Origin of the sequence: Blautia hansenii DSM 20583, assembly GCF_002222595.2 — a bacterium.
GTDB classification, from domain to species: domain Bacteria; phylum Bacillota; class Clostridia; order Lachnospirales; family Lachnospiraceae; genus Blautia; species Blautia hansenii.
On sequence record NZ_CP022413.2, the window covers coordinates 939334 to 950718 of the forward strand.

Here is an 11385-nt window from a genome sequence, read left to right on the forward strand (position 1 = left end):
CAAATGGAGAACAGCAAAAATATAAAAAAGGTGGAGCTGGGTAATCCCATTCATCTGGAGGAATTTGTAGCAGTTGCACGATATGGGGCAGAGGTTGTTTTTTCTGAAGAATATTGTCGGCGTGTAAAGAAAAGCCGTACCTTAGTGGAAAAATGGGTAGAAGAGGAAAGAGTCATGTATGGCGTTACCACAGGCTTTGGCGCTCTTTGCACAAAAGCAATCGGAAAAGAGGAAACAGCACAGTTACAGGAAAATATTATTTTGACACATGCCGTTTCCGTGGGCGAACCGTTGAGAGAAGAAGGAGTTCGCGGAATTATGCTTATGGTTTTGCAGAATTTGGGACGTGGAAACAGCGGTGTGCGTCTGGAAATTCTGGAAATGTACAGAGAGTTTCTGAACAAAGGAATTACTCCGAAGGTACCGGAAGCAGGAAGTGTCGGATATCTGGCGTTAGAGGCGCATACAGCTCTGGTATTATTGGGCAAAGGAGAGGCATGGTATCAGGGAGAATTGCTTTTGGGAGAAGAAGCTTTAAAAAGGGTAGGCATGAAGCCTATGGAATTAAGTTCAAAGGAAGGTCTGGCTCTTGTTTCCGGAACAACATCTCCCACAGCCCTTGGAGCGCTGGCTTTATATGATATGTTACAGGCAGCCAAAACAGCGGATGTTATCGGCGCTTTGACAGTGGAGACCTTAAAGGGTGTGATGAATGCTTTTGACGAAAGAGTGATGAAGGTACGTCCTCATGGGGAACAGGCGAAGGTGGCAGAGAATATCAGAAAAATCCTGAAAAATTCTAAAGTAATAAAGAAATATCAGGGAAGCCGTGTGCAGGATGCCTTATCTTTAAGATGTATGCCTCAGCTTCACGGCGCATCCAGAAAAACCTTAGAGGATGCAAGGAGAACACTGGAAATTGAAATGAATTCCTGCTGTGACAATCCGATTATCTGGAGCGAACCGGGAGAGGAGGATGTAATTTCAGCCTGTAATGCGGACTCCTCCTATGTAGGGCTGGAGATGGACAGCGCCAGTATTGCAGCCTGTACCTTGGGGAAAATGTCTGAACGGAGAAATAATCGAATTATTGATGAAAATCTCTCCGGATATCCGTGGTTCTGCATCAGCCAGCCGGGATTGAATTCAGGACTTATGATACCGCAGTATACACAGGCAGGACTACTCAATGAAATGAGAGTTTTATGTTCACCTGCAACCATTGATAACACGCCTACCTGCGGTAATCAGGAGGACTATGTTGCCATGGGATATTTTGCTTGCAGAAAAGCAGTAACAGTGGCAGAAAAGCTGGAATACATTCTTGCCATAGAGCTTTTATCCGACTATGAAGCGCAGCAGTTCCAGGATAAGGACGTAGAAGTAAGCTCTGTGTCAAAAGCCGTGTACAGCGAATTAAAAATGACAGTTCCTGTTATGGAAAAAGACATGATTTTGCATCCGCATATTGAGCATATCAGAAAGCTTATTCATTCCGGCAGGATTTTAGAAATTGCAGAAAGTACAGTGGGAAGTTTGAAGTAAAATAACATAGAAAGCATCATTGATATTTGGTATAATAGGAAATATCAGTGGTGCTTTTTGTTTCATGCTCTGCAAGGATAGCGCTGTGGCGAAGGAGGTAATTTTGTGGGATATAAGCAGGCTTTAAAAGGAAATCAAACGGAGACCTTCCATGCCGTGATTACAGATATAGGAGAAAATGGCAGTTCTATGCAGGTGGAAGGACTGGAAACCAATGATATCAACAGCCGAGGAGCATTTATTTTTTCAGTAGAAGACGATACAAAACTGGAATGGCATCATGCTCCTATAAAGCTTTCGGAATTTGACGTGGGAGATTGTGTTGCCGTAACCTACACAGGAAGTATTATGGAAAGTTATCCCGGACAAATTGAAAAGGTAACAAAGCTTCAGCTTTTAGATGATGAGAAATAAAGAAAGAGAGTGAGTATAAAATGGGAAAAATTAAAAAGGAAGAAATCTGGTCCATACCCAACTGTATGGGGTATTTTCGTATTCTGCTGATACCGTTTTTTTGCGTAATTTATTTGAATGCAGACAGTGTGAAGGATTATTATCTTGCAGCAGGGCTTGTATTGGTGTCTACAATTACCGATTTATTTGACGGAAAAGTAGCCCGAAAATTTAATATGGTAACAGAGCTTGGAAAATTCGTAGACCCCTTTGCTGATAAGCTTACGCATGGGGCAGTAGCATTATGCCTGTGTACCAGATATAAGCGTATGATTTGGCTGGTGGCGCTTATGGCAATTAAGGAAGGTTTTATGGCAGTTATGGGGCTGATAAATCTGCGCCACGGAAAGAAATTAGACGGAGCAAAATGGTATGGAAAAATATGTACGGCTACTTTGTTTGTAGTTTTAGGCGTGCTGGTTTTCATGCCAAAAATTTCAGGGAGAATTGCAGATGTGCTGATTTTAGGTGAAATGGTAATTATGGCGATTGTGCTGGTTTTATATGCCTTTGAATTTCGGAAAATGGCAAAATAATTTTAAAAGAATTCGTTCTTGCATCTTTGGCAAAAAAGAACTATAATTGTCTATTTATAAGCAATACTTTTAGGAAGGAATAGTGGAAATATGAGTGTCTATGCGATTTATTTTAGTCCAACAAGAAGTACAGAAAAAATTGTAAAATTATTAGCCAAGGAATTTGGTACATACGGGGAAATTGATTTAAGTAAACAGAATTCAGGGGAAAATGTAAGAGCCTTTAAAGAGGAGGACATCTGTATTTTCGGTGTGCCTTCCTACGGCGGACGAGTACCTGCGCCGGCGCTGGAACGTATGAAAAAAATGAAGGGGAATAAAGCAAAAGCTGTTTTAGTTGCCGTATACGGAAATCGTGCTTATGAAGATACATTGCTGGAATTAAAGGAACAGGTAGATTTATGCGGATTTCATGTGACAGCAGCCGTGTCAGCAGTAGCAGAACATTCGATTATGCACCAGTTTGCAAGAAAAAGACCGGATGCAAAGGATAAAAAAGAATTAAAAGCATTTGCTGAAAAAATTGCTCATAAGATAAAATCCGGTGATGAGAAAGAAATTTCCGTACCGGGAAACAAACCTTACCGTAAATATAATGGTGTTCCGTTAAAACCAAAAGCAGGGAAAGACTGTAAAGGCTGCGGCTTATGCGCACAGGTCTGTCCGGTGGGAGCAATACCGGCTGAGTCACCGAAAAAAACAGATAAAAGCAAATGTATTTCCTGTATGAGATGTATACAGGTTTGCCCGAAAAAAGCAAGAAAAGTGAATAAGCTGAAATTAAAAATTGCATCTATGAAGATGAAAAAAGCTTGTGAAGACAGAAAGAAAAACGAATTGTTTCTTTAAAGATTTGTAAAAATACAGCAGGATAAAGGAGAAGAGCCTTTTGTCCTGCTGTGTTTTTTTATTTCATAGGAGATTGCGCAACAGCGCAATCTTTTATAATATAGTTTCTAAAATGTGCAACAGTAAAGGAAGATTTGCTGAAAACAGACTTCCGCAAGTGGAAAACTTTGAAAAATGAATAGGAGTCTCTTTTTTATAGGCATAAAATGTACTTACATTGTTATCGATTTCAGGCGCTTCATCTGTGGGAGGATAAGACTCTATTGTAACGTTTATATTTGTAGGAGGTTCATCCTCAGAATGGTATTCAATATCTGGCTCTGTGGAATTATCAGACTCCTCCTCCATCAGTTCTTTTTCTAAATCTTCATAATAGGTAGACTCCGGTTTGTCGGCATTAAGTTCGTCAGGTGACATCAGAAAACCATTTTCATCGTATTCAGGACCAACGTAGTCTTCGGCTTGTACAATAAGACAGGAACTCATGCACAGAGATATTAACATCAGAAAACCTATCATTTTTCTTTTCTTCATAAAAACCTTCCCTCCGTTATTAAGACAGTAACATTCATGGTGACAAAAATTTTTTGTTTTATAAACTCATTATATCCTATATAGAGGGATATATCAAATTGTTTCGTCATTTCCAAATAGAAAAGTCAAAAAATAATCTTGCTAAAAGTAGTCTAATATGTTATTTTATTAAAGTATGTCAATAATTTAACGATAGAAATAATGGAGGAAGACAGAGTATGTGGAAAAAGAAGCAGAATAAATTCCCCGGCGGAATTCATCCCACAGATGGTTATGACAAGGCACTGACCATGGACCTGCCTGTCCATGAATATTGGCCTGAGACAGTTACGATTTTGTCAGAGCAATCCTTTGGCGGAAAATGTCAGCTGTTAGTCAAGCCAAAAGATAAAGTAGTAGCAGGACAGCAAATCGGAATTCCTGAGGCATTTATGGCAGCTCCTTTACATGCAAGTGTAAGCGGAGAGGTTCTCCGAGTAGAAGAAGTAAACAATCAGGGAAGAAATATTCTGGCGTGTATTATTAAAAGAGGGGATACCTCAAAACAGGATGCGCAGGAATATGAAAGCAAGCTGGTAGATATTGAGAATTTTACAAAAGAAGAAATTATTGCGGGAATTCGTGACGGCGGTCTTACAGGAATGGGCGGCGCAGGATTTCCAACACATAAGAAATACGAAACAGATAAAAAAATTGATGCGCTGCTGATTAATGCAGCAGAATGTGAGCCATTTTTAACATGTGATTATCGTTTGATGCTGGAATACAGCTATGCAGTAGCAAATGGTATTCGCCTTCTGTTAAAGGCTTCCGGCGCTCCAAAAGCGTATCTTTGCATGGAAGACAATAAACCGGAGGCGGCAAAAGTTCTTGGTAAAATTTTAGAAAATACAAAAGATATAGAAGTAAAGGTATTGCCGACACAGTATCCTCAAGGTGGAGAGCGTCAGCTCATTCAGGCTGTTCTGGGCAGAGAAGTGCCAATGGGAGGACTTCCGGCAGAGGCTGGCGCTATTGTTTCCAATGTAGGAACAGCCAAAGCGACAGCAGATATGCTCCTTGGAAAGACACCTCTTATCAGAAGGATTGTAACAGTAACAGGCTGTGTAAAAAATCCGGGGAACTATTTGGTTCCAATCGGAACTTCAGCAAAAGAACTGGTAGAGCTTTGCGGAGGAGTGACAGTAAAGAATAACAGAGTCATTGCAGGCGGACCGATGACAGGTCCTTGTGTAGCTTCTGATTGGAATGGAGAAAGTGAACTTTTCTATGTGACAAAGAACACTTCCGGAATTTTAGTTCTTCCGGACAGTCAGTATGAGGAACAGCCATGTATTCGCTGTGCAGGCTGTGAAAGTGTGTGTCCGGCGGGATTAGTTCCTTATCAGATTGAATTTGCATATTTAGAAGAAGATTATGATTTGTGTGAGAGCTTATACGCCAGTGAGTGTATTGCCTGTGGCTGCTGCTCTTATATCTGTCCTGCCAAGAGAGAACTGTCCGTAAGAACAAGAATGGCAAGAGATATGGTGAAACAGAGAATGAGAGAAAGGGCGGTGAAAAAATAATGAGTCAGACAAGAGTAATTAACGGACCGCATCTTCGTACTCCAAGAACAACCAGAAACGTTATGATGCACGTAACAATTTCCTTAATTCCGGCGCTTTTGGGAGCAATTTATTATTTCGGAATTCAGGCATTATATTTGTCAGGCCTTTCTGTTGCAGTATGTGTGCTGACAGAATATATATGGCAGAAAATTACAAAGAAACAGGTGACAGCAGGTGATTTCAGCGCCGTGGTTACAGGTCTTTTATTAGCCTTTAACATGCCGGTTACCGTTCCGGTGTGGGCACTTGTTGCAGCAGACGTATTCAGTATTTTAGTTGTAAAACAGATGTTTGGCGGAATTGGAAATAACTTTGTAAATCCTGCTCTTATGGGAAGACTTTTAGTTATGGTAGCATGGCCGGCAGCTGTTATGCAGTATGTAGTACCGAGAACTGTTTCCGTAGATGCTGTTTCAGCGGCAACCATTCTGGGAACAGCAAAAAGCGGTGCCGAAACAGGTTACAGCTATCTTCAGATGTTCTTGGGCGAGATGCCGGGAGCAATGGGAGAAACCAGCAAATTATTGCTTTTAATCGGTTTTGCTTATATGTGTTACAAAAAAATTGTAAATGCAGAAGCAGCAGTTACTTATATTGGAACAGTTACAATTTTAACTTTTATCTTCGGTCCGGATGGGCTGTTTACCGGTGATATTTTATTAAATCTTTTCGGAGGCGGTCTGATTATGGGCGGTTGTTATATGCTGACAGATTATGCCTTTGCATCCAGAAAAGGTAAGCTGATTTATGCGGCTGTGGCAGGTATTATTACTGCGGCAATTCGAATTTTCAGCGTTTATCCGGAAGGAATTTGTTTCGGTATTTTAACCGCAAACTGTATGGCAGGTATGTTGTCTGTACTTTACAAAAAGCATGTGTATGGAATGAAGAAAAAAGAAGCGTAGTGGAGGAAAAACATGAAGAATAAAAACGTAAGAGGGATTATTGCATTAGCAGTTGTTACAGCACTTTCTTTCGGAGTAATTATGGGCTCTAAGGCTCTTGCAAAAGATATGGGAACAGGTGCTTCTAATACAGCAGAAGAACAGGTAAAAGAAGAAATTGATACCAAAGGTGCAGAAGGTATTGAAAAAGCAGTTAAGACAGAGAATGGTTACATGGTAACTGCAAAGGTAAAAGGATATGGCGGAGATATTGTGATGAATGTATCCTTTGATGCAGAAAAGAAAAAAGTAACAAAAGTAGAAGTAACAGAACAAAAGGAAACAGAAGGTCTTGGAGCAAAAGTTGCAGACGCAGAATTCCTCAGTCAGTTTGAAGGTGTGGAAGCTCCTGTATTTTTACCGGGCATGAGCCTTGAAAAAGAAGAAAAAGTATCTGATGAAGAACTTTTAAAAGAATTAAAAGACGGAACTTATGAGGCAAAAGCAGATGCTCCGGACAATAACGGGTTTACAGATGTAGTAACAGTAACTGTAAAAGACGGAAAAATTGCAGAAGTAAACTGGGAAGCAGTAGGAGCAGATGGAAGTACAAAGAGTGTACTGTCTGAAAACGGAGAATATGTAATGACAGAAGACGGACTTACATGGAAGGAACAGGCAGAAGCTCTTGCAAAAGCAGTAGTAGAAAATCAGTCTTTAAGCTTTTTAAATTTAGATGAGCAGGGAAAAACAGATGCGGTTTCCGGTGTAAGTATTTCCATCGGTGGATTTACAGCTCTTGCAGAGAAATGTTTAAAAGAAGCAGCGGGAATTACTCAGACTTTAGAACTGAAAGACGGAACTTATGAAGCAAAAGCAGAAGCAGCAGATAATAACGGATTTATCGATCAGGTAACAATGACTGTTGCAGACGGAAAAATTACAGAAGTAAACTGGGAAGCGGTAGGAGAAGACGGAAACAAAAAGAGTGTACTGTCTGAAAACGGAGAATATGTAATGACAGAAGACGGACTTACATGGAAAGAACAGGCAGAGGCTCTGGCAAGCGCTCTTATTGAAAACCAGTCCTTAGACTTCCTTCAGGTAAACGAGCAGGGAAAAACAGATGCGGTTTCAGGCGTAAGTATTTCTGTGGGCGGATTTATCAGTCTTGCAGAAAAATGTATGAATGAAGCGGCAGGCGTTGAAGAAAAAGAAGAAGTACCTGCAAACGGAACACAGGTAGATGCTGTATCAGGAGCAACGATTTCTTCTACGGCAGTAGTAACAGGTATCAACACAGCATTTGAATTTTTACAGGCAGTAAAATAAGAAAACGGAGGATATAACATGAAATTAAGATATCCGGCAGAAGCCTTTGCTTTTGGGATTGTATTATTTTCAGCAGGAATGAAGGAAGCCTTTGCGGCAGGTATTCTTGTGATTTTGTCCGTAGTATTTGCTGAATTTCTGAAAAACCTTTTACAGGCTTTTGTACCTGACTGGAGTTTGAAACTCTGCGTATTTATTGGAACAGGGGCAGTAAGTGCATCTGCATTTTTGCTGGCATTTTCTTATCTGGGAACTTCAGTAAGCACAGGACTTTGGATTATGACTGTTCTTCTGGGACTTTTTGCAGCAAAGCATGTATTGGATGACAATGTAGAGGCAGAGTACGGAGAACTTTTCTGGGAATGTGCCATTGCATGGGGATTTTGGATACTTTTAAGCATTGCCAGAGAATTCTTTGGTTCAGGAATGATTTTCGGCAATATGATTTTAGAAACCGAAATGCAGTCTAAAGTATTTTTAGAAACAATTTTCGGATTTTTAACAGCCGGTATGGCGCTTGCCTTTACCAACGGAATTATCAAGAAAAAGATTACAAATACACACAGCTTGCTGTTAGTTATTCCATTGGCAATGTTTATCAGACCATTTGATATGGAAAGTTTTGGAGAAATCGTAGGTTTAGTATGGACCATTCTTGTTCCGATTATTTTATTCATCTCTGTAAAGAAAACATTGAAATTTGCAAGAACAGGAAAAGCATTTCGCGGATTACCGGTGGAAATGCTGGCAATGGGATTTATTTATATGATTTTAAGTATTTATTAAAGGAGGACTGTCGTCTTTGCAGTTGAAAAACTGCGGGACGGCAGTTTTCTATATTGATTGTCAAGCATGCAGATGTTAGAAATAAGTTAGAAAAAATACTGTATTATATAATTAGATTTTTAAGGAGGAAATTATGATGGTATCAAAATCTGAAAATATAGCAATGATGTCTGAAAGCGAGTATAAAAAAATGATACAGGACGAGAAAAATGTAGAGTATCTTGCAATGCTTGACACATCGATAGCAGAAGCTGAAAAGGGGGAAGTCGTGGTAAAGAGTATCGAAGAATTGGAAACATACGAATAAATGAATATTATGTCTACACCAGATACAAGAGACATTTGATTTAGAAATGAAATTATTCATCTTTGACACTGTAAAATCTGCATGTTATAATTTTTTTATAGAATTCCTCTGGGAAATGGAGGAAGAATATGCAGAAAAGATGTTTAAGTGATCTTACAATTAAGAATGATTTTATGTTTGGTGCAGTGATGATAAATCCTGAAAACTGTAAAGAGTTTTTGGAGAGAGCATTGGAAATAGAAATTGACCGTGTAGATGTTAGCAGGGAAAAAAGTATGGTCTATCATCCTGACTATAAAGGTATTCGTTTAGATGTCTATGCCAAAGATGAAAATAATACTTGTTATAATGTGGAGATGCAGATGACGAAAAAACCTGCACTCGGCAGACGCAGCAGATATTATCAAAGTCAAATGGATATGGATATTCTTTTATCAGGAAGAGAATATGCAGAATTACCCGATAGTTACGTGATTTTTATCTGTGATTTTGATCCTTTTGGTGAAAGAAAATATCGTTATACTTTTCAGATGCAGTGCAAAGAAAGCAATCAAACACCATTGGAAGATGGAAGAAGAATTGTATTTTTAAGTACTTGCGGAGAGAATGAGGATGAAATTTCCAAGGAACTGTTGGCTTTTTTGAAATTTGTAAAAGCAGATTTAAAAGAAAGTCGCGAGATGGAGGAACGCTTTATGACTTTAGAGGAAATGTTAAAAGATGAGCGAAAAGAAGGATTAAAAGAGGGAACAGTAAAAGCTCAGAAAAGAATTGTATCGAAAATGTTATCTAAGGGGCTAAGTGATGAGGAAATCATGGAGCTTTGCGATATTTCTTTGGAAGAATTAGAAAATCTCAAAAATCATAGATAAAAACAACAAATCAAAAATTCTAATATCAAATCTGTTTTGTATCTATTATTTATAAGTCATATCTATTAGTAACCTTTCAGACGAAGTTTAAAAAATCAGAGGAATTCTATGATTGAAAGAGAATTGGGAAATATTCTTTTTAGGAGGCGGAAGATGAAACTAAAAAATGTATTGATTGTTGTAAAGGACATAGAAAGATCAAAAAAGTTTTATAGAGATTTATTTGGACTTGAGGTTGTTCTGGACAGTGGGGAAAATGTAATCTTAACAGAAGGACTGGTTCTTCAAGAGGAAGGTCTTTGGAAAGAAACAATACACAGAGAGTTGTACTCGAAGCATAATAAAACAGAGCTTTATTTTACAGAAAGAGATATGGAATATTTTTTAGAAAAACTTCAATCTTATGAAGATGTTATAGAATATGTGACGCCTTTGACAAGAAATTCATGGGGAAGACAAGTTGTGCGATTTTATGATTTGGACGGTAATCTTATTGAGGTTGCCGGTGAAGGGTAAGGAGAAGTGATAGTGATGAAATTAGATACCATGCACCATATTGCAATTATCGGTAGTGACTATGAAAAGTCTAAAAAATTTTATGTGGATATTCTGGGGTTTGAAGTTATTCGGGAAAATTACAGGGAAGACCGGAAAGATTATAAAATTGACCTTCGTCAAGGAAATATAGAAATCGAGTTGTTTATTATTCCGGGATGTCCTAAGAGATTAAGTTATCCTGAGGCAAATGGTTTGCGCCATCTGGCATTTAAAGTAGAGTCGGTAGAAGAAATGGCAAAAGAGCTGGAAAAGTTGGGAGTAGAGGTAGAGCCAATTCGAATAGATGAATTTACAGGAGAGCAAATGACGTTCTTCTTTGATCCGGATGGATTGCCTTTAGAATTACATGGATAAAGGAGGAAGCAAAATGGATAAAAAGAAAAAATCAGGAAAAAGGACATTGATTTTGGTAGGAATATCAGTGATTTGTATTGTCGTGGGAGCATTAAGTTGGGGATATTATAAGAAAGTCACAGAGTTTAAAACTTCAAAATGTGATTTTGTACCACCATCTTCTTTTGACGCAGTAGTACAGAAGATTGATATAGAAAACAGCCAAATGGAGGTCATCATAGAAGAAGATACAGCAACACAGGAAGGGACAGAACCCCAAAGTGTAATGTTGGATTGTGAAAAGGTAGATTATAAATTGTATAATACAGAGCAGGGGGACAGGATTGAGTTTTCCTGTAAAGAAGAAAATCTGGATGATGATAGGGTGGAAATATCTAATTTCAGCAGAAAAGAGTGAAAATCCCGTGCTTGACATATTTCTTCTAATTATGTACTATAAGAGTATATAACTGCATAGTCTAAGTGGTCGTTGAGCCCTAGGTTCAAGGTTAAAAGGGAAACCGGTGAAATTCCGGTACAGTCACCTCTGCTGTGAAGCGGACGAGGAAATAGAAGCCATTGAATAGCAATTTGAGAAGGCATTTCCAAGGATGAAGCAAAGTCAGAACACCTGCCATGTATATAGAGTATTTCCGGGCTGAGGAGATTTTTTTGCGTACAGCAATATGCAGTGATAAAATTCATATTGAATGATTGATTGAGAAGGTTCTTTTGCCGATATGGGAAAAGAACCTTTTTTATTTCATAGGAAATTGCGTCCTATGA

The 11385-nt window shown here is 38.8% G+C and carries 14 protein-coding genes and 1 riboswitch; of the genes, 13 read left to right on the forward strand and 1 reads right to left on the reverse strand.

Translation table 11 applies throughout. The features are described 5' to 3' along the window. Positions 1–3: 3 nt before the first annotated feature. The 4 genes from CGC63_RS04740 to CGC63_RS04755 all read left to right on the forward strand — a co-directional run bounded on the left by CGC63_RS04740 (position 4) and on the right by CGC63_RS04755 (position 3383). Entirely contained in the window at positions 4–1545 is a 1542-nt protein-coding gene (locus CGC63_RS04740) for an HAL/PAL/TAL family ammonia-lyase (protein ID WP_004223260.1), read from the forward strand. Positions 1546–1650: 105 nt separating this feature from the next. After that, positions 1651–1959, forward strand: a complete 309-nt coding sequence (locus CGC63_RS04745; RefSeq protein WP_004223257.1) for a hypothetical protein — start codon at positions 1651–1653, stop codon at positions 1957–1959. Between the two features lie 20 nt (positions 1960–1979). Beyond that, entirely contained in the window at positions 1980–2534 is a 555-nt protein-coding gene (locus CGC63_RS04750; RefSeq protein WP_004223254.1) for a CDP-alcohol phosphatidyltransferase family protein, read from the forward strand. A gap of 90 nt (positions 2535–2624) precedes the next feature. After that, the gene (locus CGC63_RS04755; protein WP_004223252.1) at positions 2625–3383 is read left to right on the forward strand and encodes an EFR1 family ferrodoxin; all 759 of its coding nucleotides are present in this window, start codon (positions 2625–2627) and stop codon (positions 3381–3383) included. 93 nt (positions 3384–3476) lie between these two features. Here the strand turns inward: CGC63_RS04755 and CGC63_RS04760 are convergent, their stop codons facing one another. Then, positions 3477–3917 (reverse strand): hypothetical protein, encoded by a 441-nt coding sequence (locus tag CGC63_RS04760; RefSeq protein ID WP_004223250.1) that lies wholly within the window; start codon positions 3915–3917, stop codon positions 3477–3479. 218 nt (positions 3918–4135) lie between these two features. Here CGC63_RS04760 and rsxC point away from each other — a divergent pair, with 218 nt between their 5' ends. The 9 genes from rsxC (at position 4136) to CGC63_RS04805 (ending at position 11017) form a co-directional block, all read left to right on the forward strand. Then, positions 4136–5485 (forward strand): electron transport complex subunit RsxC, encoded by a 1350-nt coding sequence (gene rsxC / locus CGC63_RS04765; RefSeq protein ID WP_004223249.1) that lies wholly within the window; start codon positions 4136–4138, stop codon positions 5483–5485. Continuing rightward, on the forward strand, positions 5485–6432 hold the full coding sequence (locus CGC63_RS04770) for an RnfABCDGE type electron transport complex subunit D (RefSeq protein ID WP_004223248.1): 948 nt from the start codon (positions 5485–5487) through the stop codon (positions 6430–6432). Before rsxC ends, CGC63_RS04770 begins: the two co-directional genes overlap by 1 nt. 12 nt (positions 6433–6444) lie before the next feature. After that, positions 6445–7743: an FMN-binding protein gene (locus CGC63_RS04775; protein ID WP_004223247.1), complete on the forward strand. Its 1299-nt coding sequence runs from the start codon at positions 6445–6447 to the stop codon at positions 7741–7743. 18 nt (positions 7744–7761) lie between these two features. After that, positions 7762–8529: a hypothetical protein gene (locus CGC63_RS04780; protein WP_004223245.1), complete on the forward strand. Its 768-nt coding sequence runs from the start codon at positions 7762–7764 to the stop codon at positions 8527–8529. Positions 8530–8662: 133 nt separating this feature from the next. After that, a complete protein-coding gene (locus tag CGC63_RS04785; RefSeq protein WP_004223242.1) occupies positions 8663–8836 on the forward strand; it encodes a hypothetical protein in 174 nt (57 codons plus the stop codon). A 128-nt stretch (positions 8837–8964) separates the two neighbouring features. Continuing rightward, complete coding sequence (locus CGC63_RS04790; RefSeq protein WP_004223239.1) at positions 8965–9708, forward strand: Rpn family recombination-promoting nuclease/putative transposase; 744 nt, start codon at positions 8965–8967, stop codon at positions 9706–9708. 153 nt (positions 9709–9861) lie between these two features. Then, positions 9862–10224 carry a VOC family protein gene (locus tag CGC63_RS04795; RefSeq protein ID WP_009246813.1) on the forward strand — a complete coding sequence of 121 codons (363 nt, stop codon included), beginning with the start codon at positions 9862–9864 and terminating at the stop codon, positions 10222–10224. 15 nt (positions 10225–10239) lie between these two features. Next, positions 10240–10620 carry an SMU1112c/YaeR family gloxylase I-like metalloprotein gene (gloA2, locus tag CGC63_RS04800; protein ID WP_004223225.1) on the forward strand — a complete coding sequence of 127 codons (381 nt, stop codon included), beginning with the start codon at positions 10240–10242 and terminating at the stop codon, positions 10618–10620. A gap of 13 nt (positions 10621–10633) precedes the next feature. Next, positions 10634–11017, forward strand: coding sequence for a hypothetical protein (locus tag CGC63_RS04805; RefSeq protein ID WP_022239090.1), 384 nt, complete (start codon positions 10634–10636; stop codon positions 11015–11017). Between the two features lie 49 nt (positions 11018–11066). Next, a riboswitch (cobalamin riboswitch) is annotated at positions 11067–11252 on the forward strand. The last annotated feature ends 133 nt before the right edge of the window (positions 11253–11385 follow it).

What these genes read in the sequence shown, in the direction of transcription:
- CGC63_RS04805 (WP_022239090.1), top strand. Translation starts at nt 10,634, where the DNA reads ATGGATAAAAAGAAAAAATCAGGAAAAAGGACATTGATTTTGGTAGGA.
- CGC63_RS04780 (WP_004223245.1), top strand. Translation starts at nt 7,762, where the DNA reads ATGAAATTAAGATATCCGGCAGAAGCCTTTGCTTTTGGGATTGTATTA.
- gloA2 (WP_004223225.1), top strand. Translation starts at nt 10,240, where the DNA reads ATGAAATTAGATACCATGCACCATATTGCAATTATCGGTAGTGACTAT.
- CGC63_RS04775 (WP_004223247.1), top strand. Translation starts at nt 6,445, where the DNA reads ATGAAGAATAAAAACGTAAGAGGGATTATTGCATTAGCAGTTGTTACA.
- CGC63_RS04770 (WP_004223248.1), top strand. Translation starts at nt 5,485, where the DNA reads ATGAGTCAGACAAGAGTAATTAACGGACCGCATCTTCGTACTCCAAGA.
- CGC63_RS04785 (WP_004223242.1), top strand. Translation starts at nt 8,663, where the DNA reads ATGATGGTATCAAAATCTGAAAATATAGCAATGATGTCTGAAAGCGAG.
- CGC63_RS04740 (WP_004223260.1), top strand. Translation starts at nt 4, where the DNA reads ATGGAGAACAGCAAAAATATAAAAAAGGTGGAGCTGGGTAATCCCATT.
- CGC63_RS04755 (WP_004223252.1), top strand. Translation starts at nt 2,625, where the DNA reads ATGAGTGTCTATGCGATTTATTTTAGTCCAACAAGAAGTACAGAAAAA.
- CGC63_RS04790 (WP_004223239.1), top strand. Translation starts at nt 8,965, where the DNA reads ATGCAGAAAAGATGTTTAAGTGATCTTACAATTAAGAATGATTTTATG.
- CGC63_RS04750 (WP_004223254.1), top strand. Translation starts at nt 1,980, where the DNA reads ATGGGAAAAATTAAAAAGGAAGAAATCTGGTCCATACCCAACTGTATG.
- CGC63_RS04795 (WP_009246813.1), top strand. Translation starts at nt 9,862, where the DNA reads ATGAAACTAAAAAATGTATTGATTGTTGTAAAGGACATAGAAAGATCA.
- CGC63_RS04760 (WP_004223250.1), bottom strand. Translation starts at nt 3,917, where the DNA reads ATGAAGAAAAGAAAAATGATAGGTTTTCTGATGTTAATATCTCTGTGC.
- rsxC (WP_004223249.1), top strand. Translation starts at nt 4,136, where the DNA reads ATGTGGAAAAAGAAGCAGAATAAATTCCCCGGCGGAATTCATCCCACA.